At 72.4% G+C, this 20,928-nt stretch carries 17 protein-coding genes and 1 pseudogene; 7 read left to right on the top strand and 11 right to left on the bottom strand.

Going from position 1 to position 20,928, the window contains the following annotated elements:
* The 3 genes from ESG85_RS20105 to ESG85_RS20095 form a co-directional block, all read left to right on the top strand.
* On the top strand, window positions 1-729 hold a 729-nt coding region (locus ESG85_RS20105; protein ID WP_164986213.1), incomplete at its 5' end, for an ABC transporter ATP-binding protein.
* Complete coding sequence (locus ESG85_RS20100; protein WP_128977719.1) at window positions 716-1,609, top strand: ABC transporter permease; 894 nt, start codon at window positions 716-718, stop codon at window positions 1,607-1,609. The genes ESG85_RS20105 and ESG85_RS20100, both read left to right, overlap by 14 nt.
* Window positions 1,610-1,613: 4 nt before the next feature.
* Window positions 1,614-2,357: a sirohydrochlorin chelatase gene (locus ESG85_RS20095; RefSeq protein WP_128981172.1), complete on the top strand. Its 744-nt coding sequence runs from the start codon at window positions 1,614-1,616 to the stop codon at window positions 2,355-2,357.
* Window positions 2,358-2,367: 10 nt separating this feature from the next.
* On the opposite strand, the gene ESG85_RS20090 is transcribed toward ESG85_RS20095, so the two are convergent.
* The 7 genes and pseudogenes from ESG85_RS20090 to ESG85_RS20060 all read right to left on the bottom strand — a co-directional run bounded on the left by ESG85_RS20090 (window position 2,368) and on the right by ESG85_RS20060 (window position 9,522).
* Window positions 2,368-3,114: a mycothiol-dependent nitroreductase Rv2466c family protein gene (locus ESG85_RS20090; protein WP_128981170.1), complete on the bottom strand. Its 747-nt coding sequence runs from the start codon at window positions 3,112-3,114 to the stop codon at window positions 2,368-2,370.
* A 43-nt stretch (window positions 3,115-3,157) separates the two neighbouring features.
* Complete coding sequence (locus tag ESG85_RS20085; RefSeq protein ID WP_128981168.1) at window positions 3,158-3,730, bottom strand: DUF1697 domain-containing protein; 573 nt, start codon at window positions 3,728-3,730, stop codon at window positions 3,158-3,160.
* 72 nt (window positions 3,731-3,802) lie between these two features.
* Window positions 3,803-5,005: a S8 family peptidase gene (locus ESG85_RS20080; protein WP_128981166.1), complete on the bottom strand. Its 1,203-nt coding sequence runs from the start codon at window positions 5,003-5,005 to the stop codon at window positions 3,803-3,805.
* Window positions 5,006-5,196: 191 nt separating this feature from the next.
* Window positions 5,197-6,463, bottom strand: a pseudogene (mgt, locus tag ESG85_RS20075) (macrolide-inactivating glycosyltransferase).
* Window positions 6,450-7,754 (bottom strand): ABC transporter substrate-binding protein, encoded by a 1,305-nt coding sequence (locus ESG85_RS20070; protein ID WP_128981162.1) that lies wholly within the window; start codon window positions 7,752-7,754, stop codon window positions 6,450-6,452. The pseudogene mgt and the gene ESG85_RS20070 overlap by 14 nt, the downstream one beginning before the upstream one ends.
* Window positions 7,751-8,593, bottom strand: a complete 843-nt coding sequence (locus tag ESG85_RS20065) for a carbohydrate ABC transporter permease (RefSeq protein WP_128981159.1) — start codon at window positions 8,591-8,593, stop codon at window positions 7,751-7,753. Before ESG85_RS20065 ends, ESG85_RS20070 begins: the two co-directional genes overlap by 4 nt.
* The gene (locus tag ESG85_RS20060) at window positions 8,590-9,522 is read right to left on the bottom strand and encodes a carbohydrate ABC transporter permease (protein ID WP_309548002.1); all 933 of its coding nucleotides are present in this window, start codon (window positions 9,520-9,522) and stop codon (window positions 8,590-8,592) included. The genes ESG85_RS20065 and ESG85_RS20060 overlap by 4 nt, the downstream gene beginning before the upstream one ends.
* Window positions 9,523-9,662: 140 nt before the next feature.
* Between ESG85_RS20060 and ESG85_RS20055 the strand changes: the two genes are divergently transcribed.
* Both ESG85_RS20055 and ESG85_RS20050 read left to right on the top strand, forming a co-directional pair.
* Window positions 9,663-10,520, top strand: coding sequence for a phosphotransferase enzyme family protein (locus tag ESG85_RS20055; RefSeq protein WP_128981155.1), 858 nt, complete (start codon window positions 9,663-9,665; stop codon window positions 10,518-10,520).
* 105 nt (window positions 10,521-10,625) lie between these two features.
* A complete protein-coding gene (locus ESG85_RS20050; RefSeq protein ID WP_128981148.1) occupies window positions 10,626-11,453 on the top strand; it encodes an alpha/beta fold hydrolase in 828 nt (275 codons plus the stop codon).
* Here ESG85_RS20050 and ESG85_RS20045 read toward each other — a convergent pair.
* The 4 genes from ESG85_RS20045 to ESG85_RS20030 all read right to left on the bottom strand — a co-directional run bounded on the left by ESG85_RS20045 (window position 11,450) and on the right by ESG85_RS20030 (window position 15,983).
* Window positions 11,450-12,172 (bottom strand): 3'-5' exonuclease, encoded by a 723-nt coding sequence (locus tag ESG85_RS20045; protein ID WP_128981146.1) that lies wholly within the window; start codon window positions 12,170-12,172, stop codon window positions 11,450-11,452. The two genes, ESG85_RS20050 and ESG85_RS20045, sit on opposite strands and share 4 nt — an antisense overlap.
* A gap of 77 nt (window positions 12,173-12,249) precedes the next feature.
* Complete coding sequence (locus ESG85_RS20040; RefSeq protein WP_128981144.1) at window positions 12,250-13,500, bottom strand: SAV2148 family HEPN domain-containing protein; 1,251 nt, start codon at window positions 13,498-13,500, stop codon at window positions 12,250-12,252.
* Between the two features lie 143 nt (window positions 13,501-13,643).
* Window positions 13,644-14,975, bottom strand: a complete 1,332-nt coding sequence (locus ESG85_RS20035) for a copper amine oxidase (protein ID WP_128981142.1) — start codon at window positions 14,973-14,975, stop codon at window positions 13,644-13,646.
* A 156-nt stretch (window positions 14,976-15,131) separates the two neighbouring features.
* Window positions 15,132-15,983 (bottom strand): Tat pathway signal sequence domain protein, encoded by an 852-nt coding sequence (locus ESG85_RS20030; protein WP_246095174.1) that lies wholly within the window; start codon window positions 15,981-15,983, stop codon window positions 15,132-15,134.
* 149 nt (window positions 15,984-16,132) lie between these two features.
* On the opposite strand from ESG85_RS20030, the gene glgX reads away from it, so the two are divergent.
* Together glgX and treY are read left to right on the top strand one after the other, a co-directional pair.
* Window positions 16,133-18,253, top strand: a complete 2,121-nt coding sequence (gene glgX, locus ESG85_RS20025) for a glycogen debranching protein GlgX (RefSeq protein ID WP_128981140.1) — start codon at window positions 16,133-16,135, stop codon at window positions 18,251-18,253.
* 289 nt (window positions 18,254-18,542) lie between these two features.
* A complete protein-coding gene (gene treY, locus ESG85_RS20020) occupies window positions 18,543-20,921 on the top strand; it encodes a malto-oligosyltrehalose synthase (RefSeq protein ID WP_128981138.1) in 2,379 nt (792 codons plus the stop codon).
* The last annotated feature ends 7 nt before the right edge of the window (window positions 20,922-20,928 follow it).

The following is a 20,928-nucleotide window of genomic DNA, read 5'->3' as shown; positions in this document are numbered from 1 at the left end:
ATCGAGCACGTCTCGAAGTCCTTCGGCGGTCCCGCCGGCGGGCAGCTCGTCCTCGACGACATCAGCCTCGACGTCGCCCCCGGCGAGTTCGTCACCCTCCTGGGAGCCTCGGGCTGCGGCAAGTCCACCCTGCTCAACCTCGTCGCCGGACTCGACCGCCCCACCACCGGCACCATCACCACCACCGGCCGCCCCGCCCTGATGTTCCAGGAACACGCCCTGTTCCCCTGGCTCACCGCCGGAAAGAACATCGAACTCGCCCTCAAACTCCGCGGCCTCCCCAAACCCCTGCGCCGCCCCGAAGCCGACCGCCTCCTCGAACTCGTCCGCCTCACCGGCTCCTACCACAAACGCGTCCACGAACTGTCCGGAGGCATGCGCCAACGCGTCGCCATGGCCCGCGCCCTCGCCCAGAACTCCTCACTCCTCCTCATGGACGAACCCTTCGCCGCACTCGACGCCATCACCCGCGACGTCCTCCACGACGAACTCACCCGCATCTGGCGCGAAACCCGCCTCTCCGTCCTCTTCGTCACCCACAACGTCCGCGAAGCCGTCCGCCTCGCCCAACGCGTCGTCCTGCTCTCCTCACGACCCGGCCGCATCGCCCACCAGTGGACCATCGACATCCCCCACCCACGCCGCATCGAAGACGCCGCCGTCGCGGAACTGTCCCTCGAGATCACCGAACAACTCCGTGGGGAGATCCGCCGCCATGGCCAGCACTGACACCACCCCCACCACCACCAAGACCGACGACCTCGCCGGCCTCGAAGCAGGCCTCGACGCCCTCGACACCATCCAGACCCACCGCACCCCCACCCACCAAACCCTCCTCAAAAAAGTCCTCCCCCCACTCCTCGCCATCATCCTCGTCGTAGCCGCATGGCAACTCCTCGTCACCCTGAAAGCCACCGACGAAGGCAAACTCCCCTCACCCGGCGCCGTCTGGAACAGCCTCACCACCATGTGGCTCGAAGGCACCCTCCACAGCGTCCTGTGGACCAGCGTCTCCCGAGCCCTGCTCGGCTTCCTCCTCGCCCTCGCCCTCGGCACCCCCCTCGGACTCCTCGTCGCCCGCATCACCGTCATACGCACCGCCATCGGACCGATCCTCTCCGGCCTGCAATCCCTGCCCTCCGTCGCCTGGGTCGCACCCGCCGTCCTCTGGCTCGGCCTGAACGACAGCATGATGTTCGCCGTCATCCTCCTCGGCGCCGTCCCCTCCATCGCCAACGGCCTCGTCGCCGGAGTCGACCAGGTCCCACCCCTCTTCCTCCGCGCCGGACGCACCCTCGGCGCCACCGGCCTCAAAGGCGCCTGGCACATCGTCATGCCCGCCGCCCTCCCCGGCTACCTCGCCGGCCTCAAACAAGGCTGGGCCTTCTCCTGGCGCTCCCTCATGGCCGCCGAGATCATCGCCTCCTCCCCCGACCTCGGCCTCGGCCTCGGCCAACTCCTCGAAAACGGCCGCAACAACTTCGACATGCCCGGCATCTTCCTCGCCATCATCCTCATCCTCCTCGTCGGCATCGCCATCGACCTCCTCCTCTTCAGCCCCCTCGAACGCGCCGTCCTCCGCCGCCGCGGCCTCCTCACCAAGGCCTGAGACCATGAGCACCCCGACCCTCCTCGTCATCGCCCACGGCAGCCGTGACCCACGGCACGCGGCGACCGTCCAGGCCCTGGTGGCCCGGGCCGCGGCGCTGCGCCCGGGGCTGCGGGTGGAGACGGCGTTCCTGGACTTCAACCTGCCGTCCGTGACGGGGGTGCTCGACCGGCTCGCCGCCGACGGGGTGCGCGAGGTGGTGGCCCTGCCGCTCCTGCTCACCCGCGCCTTCCACGCGAAGGCCGACATCCCCGCCGTCCTGCGCCAGGCCCCGGCCTCGCTGCGCATCCGGCAGGCGGAGGTCCTGGGCCCGTCCCCGCTGCTGATCGCGGCGGTCGAACGGCGCCTGTACGAGGCCGGGCTCACGCCCGGCGACAAGAGCACCACCGGGGTCGTCCTGGCCTCGGCGGGCTCCACCGACCCGGAGGCGATCGCAGTGATCGCAGAAACGGCGCGGGAGCTGCGGAACACCGGTTGGTGCTCCGTGCGGCCTGCGTTCGCCTCCGCATCCCTTCCCCGCACGGACGAGGCGGTACGGGCGCTCCGCGCCGAGCCGGGCGTCCGCCGGGTGGCCGTGGCCCCGTACGTGATCGCCCCGGGCCGCCTCCCTGACCGCATCGCGGAGGGCGCGGCGGACGCCGACCTCCTGGCCTCGGTCCTGGGCCCGTCCCCCGAGCTGGCCCGCCTGCTGGTGGAACGCCACGAGGAGGCCGCCCTGGCCCCGGCGCGGGTGGCGGTCGCGGGTTAGGACGTGTGGTCTACGAGAAGTCGAGGCCGCCGGTGCGGGTGCGCTTGATCTCGAAGAGGTCCGGGTGGCCGGCGAGGACGCGGAAGCTGTCGAAGAGCCGGGCGGCGCGCTCGCCGCGCGGGATGGCGCTCAGCACCGGGCCGAACCAGACGGTGCCGTCGACGTGGATCGTGGGCGTGCCGACGTAGGCCCCGGCCTCCGGGTCCTTGCCGGCGTCGTGGCTGCGGCGGACGGCCTCGTCGTACGCGGGGTCGTGGGCCGCCTCGGCGAGTTCGGCGGGGAGGCCGAGTTCGGCGAGGGACTCGAAGGTGACGGCGTCGAAGTCCTTGTTCTTCCGCTCGTGGATGCGGGTGCCGTACGCGGTGTAGAGCGGGCGCAGGATCTCCTCGCCGTGCTGCTCGGCGGCCGCGACGGCGACCCGGACGGGGCCGATGGACGCGTCCACGAGGGTCCGGTACCAGTCGGGCAGGTCGTTGCCCTCGTTGTGGAAGAAGAGGCTCATCACCCGGAAGCGCAGGTCGAGGCGGCGGTGCCGCTCGACCTCCAGCATCCAGCGGGAGGTGATCCAGGCGAAGGGGCAGGCGGGGTCGAAGAAGAAGTCCACCGTCGTCACGGGCGGCTCGGTCGTGTCCGCGGCGGCGGCCGTGGGAGGTGCGGAGGTCGCGGCAGTCGTCTCGGACCTGGCAGTGGTCCCGGTCCCGGCAGTCGTCTCGGTCCCGGCGGTCGGCCCGGTCGTCACCGTCGTCTCGGTCGTCATGGCGGGAACCCTATGCCCGTGGTGGCCCGTTGGAGCGGGCCATTCACCGTCCGTCGGGCTGGGCCACTTCCGTCATCCGCACGAGCTTGCGGACGGTGTTCCAGTTGCGGGCCGTGACCGTGAGGCCCTTGAACAGGGCGGGCCGCGACAGTGCCTCGCCGAGCTTGGAGCGGCCGAGGCCGTCCGGGGCGTACAGGTAGAGGACGCGGTCGCCGAGGGCGAAGGCCTCGGGCCGGAAGGCCTCCCGGTCGAGTCCGGCGAAGCGCTGCTCGTCGACGGGGCCGGAGAGGTAGAAGGCGTGGAGCTGCTTGCCTTCCAGCCCGGCGGCCGGGAAGGGGCAGTCGCGTTCGACGGCGGCGAGGTAGTCGTGGTCGCGGACGAGACAGTCGACGGTGAAGCCGAAGCGCTTCTCGATCGCCGCCTCGACCGTCTGCCGGACGGTCTCGTCGGAGCGTTCGGCGCCGGGAACGGCGAAGGCGGCGTTGCCGCTCTGCAGATAGGTCTGCACGTCCCCGTAGCCGAGGCCTTCGAGGAGGGCGCGGAGTTCCGCCATCGGGACCTTGCGGTGGCCACCGACGTTGATGCCGCGGAGCAGCAGGGCGTACGTCGTCGTCATGCTCACACCATAGGGCGACCGCCGTGCCCCGTGGGGGAGGGCACGGCGGTCGCCGTCAGGGGTTTCGCGGTGTTACTCGACGATCTTCAGGAGCTTGTTGGCGGTGCCCTCCGACGGATTGGAGATCTTGTCGGGGGTGGCTCCGTCGATCAGGGCCTGGGCGACCTGGTCCGGCGTGGCGTCGGTGTGACCCGCGAGGTAGACGGCGGCGGCGCCGACCACGTGCGGGGTGGCCATCGAGGTGCCGGAGATGGTCTTCGTCCCGGTGTCGCTGTCGTTCCAGGCGGAGGTGATCTCCGAGCCCGGGGCGTAGAGGTCCACGACCGAGCCGAAGTTGGAGAAGTCGGACTGCCCGTCATCCTTGGTCGAGGAGGCGACGGTGATCGCCTCGGTGACCCGGGACGGCGAGCCCTGGCCGGCGTCGGAGGACTCGTTGCCGGCCGCGACGCCGAAGGTGACGCCGGAGGCGATGGCCTTCTTGACCGCGTCGTCGAGGGCCGGGTCGGCACCGCCGCCGAGGCTCATGTTGGCGACGGACGGGCCCTGGTGGTTCTTGGTGACCCAGTCGATGCCGGCGACGACCTGCTCGGTCGTTCCGGAGCCGTTGTCGTCGAGGACGCGGACGGCGACGATCTTCGCCTTCTTGGCGACGCCGTGGTCCGTTCCGGCGATGGTGCCGGCCACGTGGGTGCCGTGGCCGTTGCCGTCCTCGGCGCTGTCGTCGTTGTCGACGGCGTCGAAGCCGTACGAGGCGCGGCCGCCGAAGTCCTTGTGGGTGATGCGGACTCCGGTGTCGATGACGTACGCGGTGACGCCCTCGCCGCCGCCGTCGGGGTAGGTGTACTTCGCGTCGCCGGCCGTGTCGGTCTGGTCGACCCGGTCGAGGCCCCACGACGGCGGGTTCTCCTGGGTGGCGTTGATGGTGAAGCGGCGGTTCTGGACCACCTTGGCGACGGCGGGGTCGGCGGCGAGGCGCTTGGCCTCGGTCTCGGTGAGGCCGTTCACCGAGAAGCCGTTGACGGCGGAGTCGTAGCTGCGGCGCAGGGTGCCGCCGTACTCCTTCGCCAGGTCGGACTTGTTCGCCTGCTCGTCGAGCAGCACGACGTAGCTGCCGGCGACGGCGCCTTCGACACCGAGTCCGTAGACCGTGCCCTCGGCGGGCGCGGGGGCCGCGCCGGCGAACTGGCCGGTGAGGACGGTGACTCCGGCGGCCGCGGCGATCGCGGTCGTGACGGCGATGTATCGGGTCCGGCGGACACGCTTGTGTATGGCCATGAAGAGGGGTCTCCTCGTCAGGATTTGTGGGGGGTTGGGCTCCCGGACGCAAACCTTCCGGTCGCTCGTTCGAAACCCTGACTCATTGACGAGTGCAAATCAAGGCCTTCACACACCTATGACTTTTTCAACAAGCTTTCTTAAAGAGAAACGGGGCGAGTCTCCTCAACTCGCCCCTTACACGCGGTGTTTCACCCGCGCGGAAGCTCCTCCTCGATCAGGTCGGCGGCGCGCGGCGCACCGCCTTCCCGCGCCATCCGCTCCTGGATCTCCCATGCCCTGCGGGCGACTTCGGGGTCGGCGACGAGCGTGAGCACGGCCTCGCGCAGCCGCTCGGGCGTCACCTCCTCCATGGGCAGGTGACGGGCGACGCCGAGCGACTGGAGCATGTCGGCGTTGCCGAACTGGTCGGCGGCCTGCGGTACGGCGACCATCGGCGTGGCGGTGGCGAGGCCCTCGCGGCTGCCGCCCGCGCCCGCGTGGGTGACGAAGGCGTCGGCCTCGCGCAGGACGGCCTGCTGCGGCACCCACGGGTGCACCTCGACGTTGTCCGGGATCTCGCCCAGTTCGGCGGGGTCGACGAACCTGCCGATCTGCAGCACCACGTGCCAGCCGTCGAGTCCGCCGAAGGCCTCGACGCAGTCCCGGTAGAAGGCCGGCTGTTTGGTGAAGGTCGAGCCGAGCGAGACCAGGAGCACCTTGTCGGCCGTCGCGGGCCGCCGCCACTCCCCCGGGTCGCTCTCGCCGCCCAGGCAGGAGCCGACGAACGTGAAGACGGATGCGTCGACGCGGTCGGCGTGCGGCTGGAGCGCCTGCGGGATGAGCACGATGCCGCGGCGGGGCCGCCCGACGAAGGCGTCGGGGTGGGTGTCGACGCCGTGGGCGCCGAGCCACTCCTCGAAGCGGGCGTAGTACGCCTTGCCGCGGGGCGAGTCCTTGAGCTCCGCGTACATCGGTGCGGCGACCTCCTCCTCGTAGCCCTCCCAGGGGACCAGATTCGGCCAGAGTGAAAGGGCGGGGACGCCCCAGGTGTGGGCGAGGACGCGGGCCGGGTACGAGGTGATGTCGTGCAGGACGAGGTCGGGGCGGTCGCCGTCGAACGCGGCGGCGAGCTGTGGCAGGGCCTGGACGGCGTCTCCGAGGAACAGTTCGAGGTGGTCGATCAGCTCGGAGCCCCAGCCGTCCGGGTCGTCGTCCGTCGGGAGGGTCGAGCCGTAGACGACGGGGGTGGCGCCGGTGGCGGCGACCTTGTCGGCGAAGGCGGCCGGGATCGCGTAGCTCACGCGGTGGCCCCGGTCCACGAGTTCGCGGATGACGCCCAGGCTGGGGTTCACGTGGCCGTGGGCGGCGATGGAGAACATGGCGATATGGGCGCGCGGGGTCGTGGTCATGAGCACCACCGTACGCAAGACGCAACGTCTCGTCTAATCGTTTTCGTTTGTTCTCAGTCGCGCTGATAGCGGGCGAGCACCCGGTTGCCGTCCTCCACCAGCCGCCGTCTCAGCTCGTCGACGCCGATCGCACCGCTGTAGTACTCCTGGAAGGCGGGCGTGGCGACCTTGTCCTTCCACTCCGGGTAGCCGCGCACCGACTGCGCGGGCGCCGGCCGCAGCTCCCGCGCGACGGCGGCGCCGGTGGCCCAGCCGAACTCCTCGGTGTGCAGGGCGGGATCGGCGAGCGCCTCGGTGGAGGTGGGCAGCATCCAGTCGCCGAGCGCGAGCCGGACCTGGTTGCGGGGCTGGAGGAAGAAGTCCAGGAAGGCGACGGCCTCCTTCTTGTGCGGGCTGTCCTCGGCGATGGACAGCGTCTGCGGGCTGACGCCCTGCGCGAGACCGCCCGCCCCGGCGGGCGCGGGAAGCACGATCCAGTCGAAGCCTTCGGGCGCCTGCCGGACGATCTGCTGCCGGTACGAGAAGCCCAGCGGCACCATCGCGTACCGGCCGCCGAAGAAGCCGGGCAGCGTGTCGGAGCCGCCGCTGCCGAGGGTGGCCGGGGAGGCGGTCCGGTCGGTGTCGATCATGGCCCGGACGGTGCCGGGCATCACCGCGTCGCCGTCTTCGAAGCGCAGGACGTTCCTGCCGTCGGGCGCGCGGTGGAAGAGCCGGCCGCCGGCCGAGAGGCTCAGGTTGAGCGAGACGGAGACGGGCTCCTTGAGCGGCCAGGCGACCGCGTACCGGCCTTCTCCCATCGTGGCCGTCACGTCCTTCGCCACGGCTCGGAACTCCTCCCAGGTCCACGGCCGTTCGGCGGTCGGGACACGGACGCCCGCCGCGGCGAGCAGGGTGCGGTTGGCCATGATCATGCGCGGTTCCTGGAGGAACGGCACCCCGTGGACACCCTCGCCGAAGGTGGTGGTGCGCCAGCTGTGCTCCGGGATGCCGGCGCGCAGCCGCTCGGGCAGCAGGGGGCGCAGATCGGCCAGATGGCCGCCGTAGGCGAAGTCGGCGAGGTCGTCGGACGCGTCGTGGACGATGTCGGGGGCCTCGCCGCCCTCGAAGGAGGTGAGGAGCTGGTCGTGCACGGAGTCCCAGCTGCCCTGGACGTAGTCGACCTGGATGCCGGGATGCGCGGCGTTCCACTCGCGCACCAGTGCCTTGTTGGCGTCGACGGACTCCTTCTGCCAGGCCAGGGACTGGAAGCGGAGCCGTATCACCCCGTCGTCGGGGCCTTCGTCCGCCGTGCACGCGGTCCCGGTGAGGAGCAGGGCGAGGGCGGCGACGGCCGCCGCGAACCGCCGGGCGCGTCTCATGACTTCACCGCGCCGGCCTGCATGCCGCCGGTGATCCGCCGCTGGATGACCGCAAAAACAAGGAGCGAGGGCAGGGTGGCGAGGAAGGCCGCGGCGGCGAGCGGGCCGAGGTCGGCCACGCCCTCCGCGCCGATGAAGTGGGTGAGGACCACGGGCAGGGTCTGTTTCTCCGGGGTCTTGAGCAGGACGAGGGCGAAGAAGAACTCGTTCCACGCGGTGACGAAGGCGAACAGCGCGGTGGCGACGAGGCCCGGCGCGAGCAGCGGGGCGGTGACCGAGACGAGGGTCCTCAGCCGTCCGGCGCCGTCGACGGCGGCGGCCTCCTCCAGCTCCGCCGGGACGGCCCGTACGTATCCGGTCAGCATCCACAGCGCGAACGGCAGCGACCAGACCACGTACACCAGGACCAGGCCCGGCAGGCTGTCGACCAGGTGGAGGTTCTTGAGCACCAGGAACAGCGGGATGATCAGGAGGACGAACGGGAAGGCCTGGCTGACCACGACCCAGCCGGTGGCGGCGGCGGTGAGCCGGGACCGGTGCCGGGCGAGGACGTACGCCAGGGGTGTGGCCACGACGACCGCGACGAGGGCGGCGGCGAGCGCCGCGAGGAGGCTGTTCCCGGCGGCCCTGAGCAGCGGCTGTTCGGCGAAGGCCTGCCGGAAGTTGTCGAGGGTCGGGGCCTCGGGGATCCAGGTGGGGTGCAGGGAGCCGAGTTCCGTGGCCGGTTTGAAGGCGGTGGAGACCAGCCAGAGGAACGGGAAGGCGAGGAAGACCAGATTCGCGAGGAGTGCGGCGTACTGGGCTGCGCGGGCGGGCCCGCGGCTTCGGAAGGCGCTCAACGGTCCTGCTCTCCCTTCAGCCGGCCGACGAGGAACAGGGCGAGGAGTACGGAGACGACGGCGACGAGCACGCAGCCCATGGCGGCGGCGTAGCCGAACTGCCCGTAGCGGAAGGCCTCCTCGTAGGCGAAGAGCATCGGCAGCCGGGTGCGGCCGCCGGGGCCGCCGTTGGTCAGCACGTAGACCAGGGCGAAGGAGTTCAGGTTCCATATGAAGTTGAGGGCCGTGATGGCGAGGGCGACCGGCCGGAGGGCGGGCCAGGTGACGGTGCGGAAGCGGCGCCAGGCGCCGGCGCCGTCGAGTGCGGCGGCCTCGTGGAGTTCGCGCGGGGTGTTCTGGACGCCGGCGAGCAGCGCGACCGTGGTCTGCGGCATCCCGGCCCAGACGCCGACGACGATCACGGCGGGCAGCGCGGTGCCGAGGCCGCTGAGCCAGGCCCGTCCGTCGCCGAGGCCGAGATCGCGCAGGGTCTCGTTGAGGATGCCCGCGTCCGGGTTGTAGACGAGCCGCCACATGATGCCGACGACGACCTCCGGCATCGCCCACGGGACGATGGCCAGCGCGCGGGCGAGCCGGCGCAGCCGCAGGTCCTGGTTCAGCAGCAGGGCCAGGCCGAGGGCGAGCAGGAACTGCGGGACGGTGACGCCGACCGCCCACAGCAGGCCGATGCGGAAGGACTCCCAGAACAGGGTGTCATGGAGGAGGTCCCGGAAGTTGAGGGTGCCGATCCAGCGGGTGGTCTGGGTACGGCCGGACTGGGCGTCGGTGAAGGCGAGCGCGATGCCGTGGAGGAGCGGGCCGACGCTGAGCACCAGGATGGGGAGCAGCGCGGGGAGGACCAGGAACCAGGCGCCGTGGTCGCGGCCGGGGCCGCCACGGGTCCGGCCGGGGGTGGTGCGGTCCGCGGACCGCTTCGGCGCGGTCACCACACTGGCCAATGCTCCCCCTGTGCCCGGTTCGCGACCTTGCCTGGGACCCGGTCATCGTCCTGACGGGCCGTCGGTCCGTCAAGGTGACCAGCGCGGATGCGAGACTTTGGCGAGAATCGCACTGCTGTGGGGAGAGGACGATGGACGAGGCGCGGGCCCGGGAGATCCTGGCCGGGGCGGGACTGCCGGCCGGGGACGCGACGCTGCTCGCGTTCGGCGAGAACGCGGTCTTCGCCGTCGGCGACGTGGTGGTCAAGGTGGGCCGGGACCCGGAGCTGCTGGCGCGCGCCGAGCGGGAACTGGCCCTGGCCGGCTGGCTGGAGGCGAGCGGCGTCCCGGCCGTACGGGCCGCGGAGGCGAAGCCGCTGGTGGCCGAGGGGCACCCGGTCACGGTGTGGCACCGGCTGCCCGCGGCCGTGCGGCCCGCGGAGCCGCGCGATCTGGCGCCGCTGCTCGAGGCCGTGCACGCCCTGCCGGAGCCGGAGGACTTCGCCCTGCCCCGCCGGGAACTGCTCGGCGGGGTGGAACGCTGGCTGCGGCTCGCGGGCGAGGCGATCGACCCGGCCGACGCCGCGTTCCTGCGCGAGCGGCGCGACGCCTTCGCACCGGCCGCCGCCGCGCTCACCCCTCACCTCACACCGGGCCCGATCCACGGCGACGCTCTCCCCCGCAACGTCCACGTCGGCCCGGACGGCCCGGTCCTGGTCGACCTGGAGACCTTCTCCTCGGACCTGCGCGAGCACGACCTGGTGGTCCTCGCCCTCTCCCGGGACCGCTACGGCCTCGACCCGGCCGCGTACGACGCCTTCACCGAGGCGTACGGCTGGGACGTGCGCGCGTGGGAGGGCTGTGCGCTGCTGCGCGGGGCCCGGGAGACCGCGAGCTGCGCCTGGGTGGCCCAGCACGCGCCGACGAACCCGAAGGCACGGGCCGAGTTCGCGCGCCGGGTGGCGTCACTGCGGAACGACGACCCCGAGGTCCGCTGGTACCCCTTCTGACGCACCACGCCCTCCGGCGAAGCGTGGCTGTGAACCGCCGTCCCTCCCGCCGCGACCTGACATCATGAGCCGGTCGAACCGGCCGGTAACGAACGGGGTGTTGCTATGCGGATGGAACTGTCGGACGTCACGCTGGACGTCGAGGTCGCCGGGGAGGGCCCGGCGGTCCTCCTCGTCCACGGCTTCCCGGACTCGCACCGGCTGTGGCGCCACCAGATCGCGGCCCTGAACGCGGCCGGCTACCGCACGATCGCGCCGACCCTCCGCGGCTTCGGCGCCTCGGACCGCCCGGAGGGCGGTGTGGCGGCGTACCACCCGGCGAAGCACGTGGGCGACATGCTGGAGCTCCTGTCGCGACTGGACGTCGACCGCTGTCACGTGGTGGGCCACGACTGGGGCTCCGGCGTGGCGCAGGGTCTCGCGCAGTTCGCCGCCGAGCGGGTGGCGAGCCTGACGCTGATGTCGGTGGGTGACAGCAGCGTGCTCCTGGGACCGGACAGCTGGCAGGAGCGCCAGCGGATGTGGCACATGACGATGTTCCAGTTCGCGGGTCTGGCCGAGGAGTGGCTGTCCCGGGACGACTTCGCGAACCTGCGGCAGATGCTCGCCGGCCATGCCGACCGCGACGAGGTGCTGGAGCCGCTGCGCGCGCCCGGCGCCCTGACCGCGTCCCTCAACATCTACCGCGCCGCCCTGCCGATGGAGGTCCAGCTGGGTGAACCCCCGGCTCGGCCGCCCTTCGCCATGCCGGTGATGGGCGTCTGGTCCACGGGCGACCCCTACCTCACCGAACGCCAGATGACCGCCCTCGCCCCCCGTGTCCCCGAACGCTGGCGCTACGAACGCGTCGAGGACGCGGGCCACTGGCTCCAGCTGGACCAGCCGGAGCGCGTCAACGAACTGCTGCTCTCCTTCCTGAAGGAGAACGGCTAGCCGGCGACCGGGGCCGGCTCGCGCAGCGGCCACGTGGGGTCGACGACCGCGTCCGTCTCGCCCTTGCGGCGCAGGAAGGACTGGAAGTCCTCGGCCCATTCCCGGTACCAGACGATCTGCCGCTCGTGCAGCACGGCCGGGTCGAGCGCGGCGACCGCGGCGTGCCGCTCGGCTATCGCGACCGCGACCCGGACCGCGGCCAGCGCGTCGGCGGACGCCTGGTGGGCGCTGGTGAGCACGACCCCGTACTCGGCGCAGACCGCCTCCAGGGTGCGCTTGCCGCGTCGGTAGCGGTCGACGGCGCGGTCGATGGTGTACGGGTCGAGGACCGGGCCGGTCGGCACACCGCCGAGCCGCTCGCCGAGCGAGGGCAGTCCGTGCCGCCTCAGCTCGGCCGAGAGCAGGGTGAGGTCGAAGGAGGCGTTGTACGCGACGACCGGGACACCTCGCGACCAGTAGCCGGTGAGGGTGTCGGCGATCTCGTCGGCCACCTCGCGCACCGGGCGGCCCTCGGCCGCGGCGCGTTCGCTGCTGATGCCGTGGATCGCGGACGCCTGCGCCGGGATGCGGATGCCCGGGTCGGCGAGCCAGTCCCGCTGGCGCACCACCTCGCCGCCGCGGACGCCGACGACGGAGGCCGTGACGATGCGGGCCTCCAGTGGGTTCGTGCCGGTCGTCTCCAGGTCGAAGCCGGCCAGCTCTTCCCCGTACCAGGCCATCGGGTCCTCCTTACGTGATCTCCCCCGTTGGTGTGCACACCCTCGCACGCCGCACTGACAACGCCGTCCGGGCGGGGTCAGGAGACCGGGCGGGAGTCGAGCCAGACCGACTCGAACTCCTCCCGGTATGTCGCGAAAAGTCCGTGTTCGCCCGTTCCGTCGTCACCGTGCCCCGAGCGGACCACGTTGCGGCCGCCGCGGAGTACCAGGACCGGGGCCTCCATGCCGCGGGCCTTGCGCAGGTACGTCTGGACGACGGCCACGCCGTCGGGGCCGTCGCCGTCCACGAGGTAGGCGGTGAAGCGCGGCGTCTCGTCGAAGACGTGGATCTGGAAGGCACCCGGGTCGCGCAGCTTGGAGCGGACCCGGCGCATGTGGAGGATGTTCATCTCGACCGCACGGCTGAGCTCGCCCTTCTTCAGGCCGAGCTCCCGCTCGCGCCGCTTGACGGCGCTGCTCGCCGGGTTGAGGAAGAGGAGCCGTATGCGGCAGCCCGACTCGGCGAGCCGGACCATGCGGCGGCCGGAGAAGTTCTGCACCAGGAGGTTCAGGCCTATGCCCGTGGCGTCGAGCCGGCGGGCGCCGCCGAACAGGTCCTCGGCCGGCAGCTGCCGCTGGAGCCTGACCCGGTCGGGGTGGACGGAGACCACGTCCGCGTACCGGTCGCCGACCAGGTCCTCGACGGCGTCGACCGGCAGCCGGTCGGCCGACGGCACCCCGGCCCCGCTCCCGAGGATCTCCAGGAGCCGGGCCGAGGCCCGCTCGGACTGGGCGAGCACGGTCAGCGACAGGGCCCGGTTGCGGGAGACGACGTTGCGGGTCACCTCCAGCTCGTCCAGGGCGAGTTCGACCTCGCGCCGGTCGTCGAAGTACGGCTCGAAGCACGGCCAGTGCTGCACCATCAGCTCCCGCAGCTGCGGAAGCGTGAGGAAGCTCAGCACGTTGTCGTCGGCCGGGTCCAGCAGATAGCCCTTGCGGCGCGAGACCTCGCGGACGGCCACCGCCCGCTGGACCCACTCCTGCCCGGCGGGCCCGGCCGCGGCCACCACCCACTCCTCGCCGTGCACCGGCTCGTACACCGGACGCAGCACGGCGGCGACGACGGCCCGCAGCCGCTGCTCGACCAGATTCAGCCAGATGTAGGCGCGGCCGGCCCGCTGGGCCCGGGTGCGCACCTCGCTCCACGCCTCCGCGCCCCACTCCAGCTCGGCGCCGATCTCGACGGGCCGGGCGACGGAGACCGCGCCGGGCGGCGCCTCCGCGGGCTCGGCCGGTCCCCCGTCGTGACCCGCCTCGCCTGGGGGCAGCTCCAGACCTCCCGAGCTCACCCGCGCACCGCCTTCTGCTCCCGGACACCCGTTCCGCCGACTGGGTCAACGGCGGGAACTACCATCTGACAATGATCCTCAACGATCAAGGAAGGGTACTCCGGTAGCGGGAGGCGATGCAGCAGGATCGCCGGTGGCTTTGCTCAACTCCCCAGGTTCGGGGCACCGTTCTGACCGGCGAGATCGGCCGGAGTGAGCGGATTCATAGCGGTTACGTCCCTGGGCGCGAGCTGGAATCCCTGCCAGTGGACCGGCATCGGCTGCTGGTCCTCGTCGCGGGCGATGTGGTGGAACCCGATGTTGACCCACACCGCCGGGTTCTTCAGCGTCTCGCCGTTGACCCACTTGTCCACGCTGTCGGGCGCGCCCTGTCCGCAGTCCAGGATGTTGTTGCTGGCGAACTGCTCGCAGGCGCGGGCCTGGGTGAAGTAGACGTCGTGCCGGGTGAACGGGCGGCCGGCGTAGGTGTGGGTGTGACCCGGCACGATCTCGTACGAGCGCGCGTGGCCGTCCTTGTTCTTGCCGGTGTCGCTGACCACCCGCCACCAGCGCATGTTCCGGGCGTCACCGGCGAGTTCCCTGGTGACGACGGTCCGGGTGGTCTTCACCGTCGGGCTGCCGTCCCCGGCGGGCGGCGTCACCTTGGAGTCGAACTGTTCGACGCGCCCCTTGTCGCTGCCGTCGAGCCCGAAGTCCAGCTTCCAGAAGACGTTGTGGGCGTGGCTGGTGGCGTAGTCGCGGGCGCCCTTGCCGATGGGCCAGCCGCGGCCGTCGGTCGCGTTGTAGTCGACGGGCGAGAGGCTGCCGGTGGCGCCGACGTTCATGCCGATGGTGCCGTCGGAGGAGAACCGCCACTCGCTGATGTACTCGTACCAGCCGACCTTGTTCACGGTGTAGACGAGCAGGTCCTTGCCCTGGGCCTGCCAGACCTTGGAGCCGGTGTCGGCGGCCATCCGGTAGGCGTGGCCGCGGGCCCGGGTGGTGGTGCACAGGCCGTTGACCTTGCCCACCTCGGGGACCTTCACGGAGGTGATGGTGCCGCCGGGGCACTCGCCGGGCTTGAGGTTCTGCAGGCCCCAGCCGAAGCCGGCGCCGGTCAGGTCGTCGTACTCGGCGTTGCCGTCGTCGTACGGGACGTGGATCTGGGCGAGCTTGGCGCTGTTCAGGACCCTGATCGGGGCGGGTTCGCCGGGCGGCTGGTAGGTGACCTTGTCCAGGATCAGTCCGGAGTCGGTCGAGTAGCGCCAGCACATCCGCCAGACGGTGCCGCCGTCGAGCTTCTGCTGGACGCGGTAGGCGGCGGAGCAGTCGGCGGGCGCCGGCGCGGTCGGTGCGGCGGGGGCCGCGGGCGCGGCGGCGGCCGTGGTGGCGCCCGCGGTGGTGGCGAGGGTGCCCAGTAAGACGCAGGCGGCGAGCGCGGCACCCGCGGCGCGGGCGGGCCGGCTTCGCCGGGAGGACGGTGCGGACAGGGACATGGATGCGTACTCCCTCGGTACGGATGGACGCGCCGGTGGTCGGCCGGCGCGCCTGTGGTCGGCCGGCGCGCGGTGATCGGTCGGCCGGTCGGCGCGCGGTGATGGGCCGGGGCGCGGTGGTCGGCCGGCTCCGGTCGGCCGCCGGCGCCCGGCCGGTCAGCCGACGCGGGTGACGGTCCTGGCGCTGAGGTCGACGACGAGGCCGCGGGTGTCGATCCAGGCACCGTTGAGCACCTTGGTCACGAGCCGGACGCACCGGTGCTCACCGCACTTCGCCAGCTGCGGCGGCACGTTCTCCTCGCGGTACGTGCGGTAGACGTCGCCGTTGAACCAGAGCTGGTCGGTGGAGGTGAGTTCCTTGCCGGTGGCGTCCTCGTAGTCCTCCTTGACGCCCTTGCCGAGCGGGCTGTCGAGGATCAGCCGCAGCGCGGCGCGGAGCTCCTCGGGGTGGGCCGAGGGCTGGACGCCGCGCTGGGCGCCGGACCGCTCGACCTTTCCGGTGTCGAGGTTGACGGTGCGGGTGAGGAGCTCGTCACGGCCGTAGTCGTAGAAGCGGACCACGGCGCGCCGCGGCCCGCCGCTCCGCTCGCCCGGTGCCGGGTCGGCGAGTTCGGTCGCGAGGTGCTGCGGTCCCCTGCCGCCCTCGGCGTTCCGCCGCGCGTCGCGCTGTGCGGCGGCGGCCGGCGGGGTCAGCGCCAGGGCCTCGGCCCGCTCCAGTTCGTCGTCGGTGAGCGGATCGGTGCCCACGCCCTTGGCTCCCTCGGGTGGTGCGGAGGCCAGGGTCGCGGGGCCCGGTGCCGGGCCGTCGCCCCGTGCGGCGTCCGTCGTGCCGGCGGTGCCGGACGTCCCGGACGTGGTCGAGCCCGGAGCGGCGGAGGCGACGCGCGGGGCTTCGTCGGCTCCGGCGCTGCCCGGCAGGGTGACGGCGACGGCGACCGCGGTGCCGGTCACCGCCATGGCGGCGCCGGCCACCACCTTCCCCAGGTGGCGGCGCACTAATTCGTACACACTTCCCCCCAATTCCTCAATCTTTCCCCCTATGAGGTGTGGTCACCCGGTAGGACGGGTCGACGTCCTAGGAGGTTGCCCCGGTTTCGGGCAGGATCTGGCCGAGTCACCCCCCTTGCCCCCGGATCAGAAGTGGAAGAGTTTCGCCTATGCAGGTCTGGCCGGGACAGGCGTACCCCCTGGGCGCCACCTACGACGGTGCCGGTACCAATTTCGCGGTCTTCTCGGAGGCCGCCCACCGGATCGAGCTGTGTCTGCTCGACGACGACGGCACGGAGACGGCCGTCGAGCTGCGCGAGACGGACGCGTTCGTGCGGCATGCCTATCTGCCGGGCGTGATGCCCGGGCAGCGGTACGGATTCCGGGTGCACGGGCCGTACGCGCCGGAGCGCGGGCTGCGCTGCAACCCGGCGAAGCTGCTGCTCGACCCGTACGCGCGTGCCATCTCGGGCGAGGTGTCGTGGGGAGAGGCGGTGTACGGCTATCCGTTCGGACGGCCCGACGCGCGCAACGACCTCGACTCCGCCCCGCACACCATGTCCTCGGTCGTGGTCAACCCGTACTTCGACTGGGGCGACGACCGGCGCCCGCGCACCGAGTACCACCACACCGTGATCTACGAGGCCCATGTGAAGGGCCTGACGATGCTGCACCCGGACCTGCCGGAGGAACTGCGCGGCACCTACGCGGGGCTCGCGCACCCGGCGGTCATCGGGCATCTGAAGGAACTGGGCGTCACCGCGCTGGAGTTGATGCCGGTGCACCAGTTCGTGAACGACCACCGGCTGGTCGACGCGGGCCTGTCCAACTACTGGGGCTACAACACCATCGGCTTCTTCGCCCCGCACAACGCCTACGCCTCGTGGGGCGACCGTGGCCAGCAGGTCCTGGAGTTCAAGTCGGCGGTGCGGGCGCTGCACCAGGCGGGCATCGAGGTGATCCTCGACGTGGTCTACAACCACACCGCCGAGGGCAACCACCTGGGCCCCACGCTGTCCTTCCGCGGCCTGGACAACCCCTCGTACTACCGGCTCGGCAACGACCCGCGCTACTACACGGACACCACCGGCACCGGGAACTCGCTGCTCATGCGGTCCCCGCACGTGCTCCAGCTGATCATGGACAGTCTGCGGTACTGGGTGACCGAGATGCACGTGGACGGCTTCCGCTTCGACCTGGCCGCCACCCTGGCCCGCCAGTTCCACGAGGTGGACCGGCTGTCCTCGTTCTTCGACCTGGTGCAGCAGGACCCGGTGGTCAGCCAGGTGAAGCTGATCGCCGAGCCGTGGGACCTGGGCGAGGGCGGCTACCAGGTGGGCAACTTCCCGCCGCAGTGGGCCGAGTGGAACGGCAAGTACCGCGACTGCGTGCGCGACCTGTGGCGCGGCGAGCCGCGCACCCTCGCCGAGTTCGCCTCGCGGCTCACCGGCTCGTCCGACCTCTACCAGGACGACGGACGGCGCCCGCTCGCCTCGGTCAACTTCGTGACCTGCCACGACGGCTTCACGCTCCGCGACCTCGTCTCGTACAACGAGAAGCACAACGAGGCCAACGGCGAGGGCAACCGGGACGGCGAGAGCCACAACCGCTCGTGGAACTGCGGCACCGAGGGCGACACCGACGACATCGGCATCCGCGAGCTGCGCGCCCGCCAGACGCGCAACTTCCTGGCCACGCTGATGCTGTCGCAGGGCGTGCCGATGCTCAGCCACGGCGACGAGTTCGGTCGCAGCCAGGGCGGCAACAACAACGCGTACTGCCAGGACAGCGAGGTCTCCTGGGTGCGCTGGCCCAAGCCGGGCAGTGAACCGGAGGCCACGCTCCTGGAGTTCACCCGGGCGATGGTACGGCTGCGCCGCGACCACCCGGTCTTCCGGCGCCGCCGCTTCTTCCACGGCCGTCCGGTGGAGGGCACCCACGACGAGCTGACCGACATCGCCTGGTTCACGCCGCAGGGCGAGGAGATGACGGCCCGGGACTGGCAGGCGGCGCACGCCCGCGCGCTGACGGTCTTCCTCAACGGCAACGCGATCTCCGAGCCGGGCCCGCAGGGCGAGCGGATCTCCGACGACTCCTTCCTGCTGATGTTCAACGCCTCCTCGCAGGAGCTGGAGTTCGAGGTGCCCGACAGCCACGGCGAGTGCTGGAAGGTCGTCGTGGACACCTCCCACCCGGAGGGCATGCCGCCCGAGGAGGGTCCGCGGATGGCCGCCGGCGAGCGGGTGACGCTCGCCCCGCTCACCCTGACGGTGCTCCGCAGACCGGCCTGACCTCCGCCGGGCCGGGCGGACGGACGCGGGCGGCCGGCGGCGCGGGCGGGCGGAAGCCGGCGGCCGACGCGGGCGGACCGGGCGTGCGGACCGGGCGTGGGCGGACCGGGCACGGCGCGGCCGTTCGGCGGCACTCGAACGGGTGGTTCGGGTGCCGCCGCCCGCGGCGGGGCCCGCCGTCGTCGTGCGAGCGCCGTGTCCGGATCCGCGTGCGAACGTATCGCGACACACCCGAACGGGGGCGGGGGACGATGACAGAGAAGCCTCCGCGCGGGGTACGTACGTTCGCATGACGTCCTTCTCGACGGGCTCCCCCGCACCCGGCTCCCGCTCACCCGGTCCGCTCCCGGAACCCGCCCTGCCCTCCGCGACCTACCGGCTCCAGCTCCAGCCGGAGTTCCCGTTCGCCGCCGCCGAGCGGGCCGTGCCCCACCTGGCCGCGCTCGGCGTCTCGCACCTCCACCTCTCACCGGTGCTCGAAGCGGTGCCCGGCTCCACCCACGGCTACGACGTGACCGACCACCGCTCCGTACGGGCCGAGCTCGGCGGCGAGGAGGGGCTGCGGGCGCTGGCCGCGACGGCCCGGGCGCACGGCCTCGGGCTGGTCGTCGACCTCGTGCCCAACCACATGGCGGCCTCGCCCCGGCACAACCACGCGCTGCGGGAGGTGCTGCGCGAGGGCCCGGAGTCGCCGTACGCCCGCTGGTTCGACGTCGACTGGGACGCGGGCGACGGACGGATGCTGCTGCCGGTGCTGCCCGCCCGGCTCTCCGAGGTACGGGACCGGATGCGGGTCACGGACGGCGTGCTCACCCTCGACGGGCAGGAGTTCCCACTGCGCGCCGGCACGGGGTGCCTGCCTCTCGACGAGCTCCTGGACGCCCAGTGGTACCGCCTCGCGTGGTGGCGGCTCGCCCGCACCGAGCTCAACTACCGCCGCTTCTTCACCATCTCGGACCTGATCGGCGTACGCGTCGAGGACCCGGAGGTGTTCGACGCGACCCACGCGAAGATCGTCGAGCTGGTGGCGGACGGCGTCGTCGACGGGCTGCGGATCGACCACCCGGACGGGCTCGCCGACCCCGAGGGCTATCTGGAGCGGCTCGCCGAGGCGACGGGCGGACGGTGCTGGACGGTCGTGGAGAAGATCCTCACCGGCGGCGAACCGCTCCCCGCCTCCTGGCCCGTGGCCGGCACCACCGGCTACGACGCGCTCCGATACGTCGACGGGATCTTCACCGACCCGGTGGGCGCCGACGAACTCGCCGACGTCTACCGCGCGTTCGCGGGCCGGGCCGGAGACAGGGGCGGCTACTGGGAGGCGACCGCGCGCCGCGCCGCGTACAAGGTGGTGACGCACGAGCTGACCGCCGAGACCTCCGCGCTGACCCGGATCGCGGACCGGATCTGCGCCGCCGACCCCGGGCTGCGCGACCACGCGCCCTGGGCGCTGCACACCGCGATCCGCGAACTCCTCGTCCGCGTCCCGGTCTACCGCACCTACCGCACCGGAGGCGACGAGGTCCTCACCCCGGAGGCGGCGCGCGGCGCCAAGGCGGCGTTCGCCGTGCCGGAGGAGGCGGCGGCGGTCGACGTGATCCGCGGCCTGGCCCTGGGTGCCCTCGGCGACGGCCCGGAACACCGGGCGTTCCGGGCCCGGTTCGCGCAGACCTCGTCCGCACTGCGCGCCAAGTCCGTGGAGGACACCGCCTTCTACCGCTACACGCCGCTGCTCTCGGCGAACGAGGTCGGCGGCGACCCGGGCCGGCCCGCGGTCCCGCCCGAGGAGTTCCACGCGTTCTGCGCCCGGCTCGCCCGCGACTGGCCGGCCACCGGCACCGTCCTCACCACCCATGACACCAAGCGCAGCGCCGACGTACGGGCCGCGATCGCCGTCCTGTCGCAGTGTCCGCGGCGCTGGGCTGAGCTCCTGGAGGAGCTCGCCGGGGTCCCGGCCCCCGAACCGCACCTGGCGTGGACGGCCTGGCAGACCGCCTTCGGCTTCGGCTCCCCGGACCCGGACCGGCTCGGACCCGCCGTCCTCAAGTCCGTACGCGAGGCGGGCCTGCACACCTCCTGGACCGAGCCGGACCCGGCGTACGAGCGGGCCGTGACCGAGTTCGTGGCGGCCGGCCCGGGCCGGGTCCCGCTGCGCGCCTCCGCGTGGGCCTCCGCCCTGGAACCGCACATCCGGGCCCACGTCCTCGGCGCCACGCTGGTCCAGCTGACCATGCCGGGCGTGCCCGAGCTGTACCAGAACACGGAGCGGGAGTACCGCGCGCTCGTCGACCCGGACAACCGCGCGCCGTACGCGCCGGGCCCGGACGACGACAAGACGGTTCTGGTGCGGGCGGCCCTGCGGCTGCGCCGGGAGCACCCGGACGCGTTCGGCCCCGGCGGGGGCTACCACCCGCTGGCGGCGTACGGCCCGGCCGCCCCGCACTGCCTGGCGTTCCGCCGCGCGGACCGGGTCCTGACGGCGGTGACGCGGCTGCCGCTGCGCCTCGCGGAGGCGGGCGGCTGGCAGGACACGGCGCTCGCCCTGCCGGACGGCCGGTGGCTCGACGTCCTGGACGGAGTACGGGAGTTCACCGGCGGCGCGGACACGCCGGTGAAGCTGGCCGAGCTGTTCGAGGCGCGGCCGGTGGCCCTGCTGGCCAGGGCCTGAAGGCGCC

The sequence above is a fragment of the Streptomyces roseicoloratus genome, from assembly GCF_004117935.1.
GTDB lineage: Bacteria > Actinomycetota > Actinomycetes > Streptomycetales > Streptomycetaceae > Streptomyces > Streptomyces roseicoloratus.
Note: the sequence above shows the minus strand (reverse complement) of the source record. Positions and strands in the feature narration are given on the sequence as shown.

Coding starts and splice junctions, on each gene's coding strand:
- ESG85_RS20100 (WP_128977719.1), top strand. CDS start 716: ATGGCCAGCACTGACACCACCCCCACCACCACCAAGACCGACGACCTC.
- ESG85_RS20095 (WP_128981172.1), top strand. CDS start 1,614: ATGAGCACCCCGACCCTCCTCGTCATCGCCCACGGCAGCCGTGACCCA.
- ESG85_RS20090 (WP_128981170.1), bottom strand. CDS start 3,114: ATGACGACCGAGACGACGGTGACGACCGGGCCGACCGCCGGGACCGAG.
- ESG85_RS20085 (WP_128981168.1), bottom strand. CDS start 3,730: ATGACGACGACGTACGCCCTGCTGCTCCGCGGCATCAACGTCGGTGGC.
- ESG85_RS20080 (WP_128981166.1), bottom strand. CDS start 5,005: ATGGCCATACACAAGCGTGTCCGCCGGACCCGATACATCGCCGTCACG.
- ESG85_RS20070 (WP_128981162.1), bottom strand. CDS start 7,754: ATGAGACGCGCCCGGCGGTTCGCGGCGGCCGTCGCCGCCCTCGCCCTG.
- ESG85_RS20055 (WP_128981155.1), top strand. CDS start 9,663: ATGGACGAGGCGCGGGCCCGGGAGATCCTGGCCGGGGCGGGACTGCCG.
- ESG85_RS20050 (WP_128981148.1), top strand. CDS start 10,626: ATGCGGATGGAACTGTCGGACGTCACGCTGGACGTCGAGGTCGCCGGG.
- ESG85_RS20045 (WP_128981146.1), bottom strand. CDS start 12,172: ATGGCCTGGTACGGGGAAGAGCTGGCCGGCTTCGACCTGGAGACGACC.
- ESG85_RS20035 (WP_128981142.1), bottom strand. CDS start 14,975: ATGTCCCTGTCCGCACCGTCCTCCCGGCGAAGCCGGCCCGCCCGCGCC.
- glgX (WP_128981140.1), top strand. CDS start 16,133: ATGCAGGTCTGGCCGGGACAGGCGTACCCCCTGGGCGCCACCTACGAC.
- treY (WP_128981138.1), top strand. CDS start 18,543: ATGACGTCCTTCTCGACGGGCTCCCCCGCACCCGGCTCCCGCTCACCC.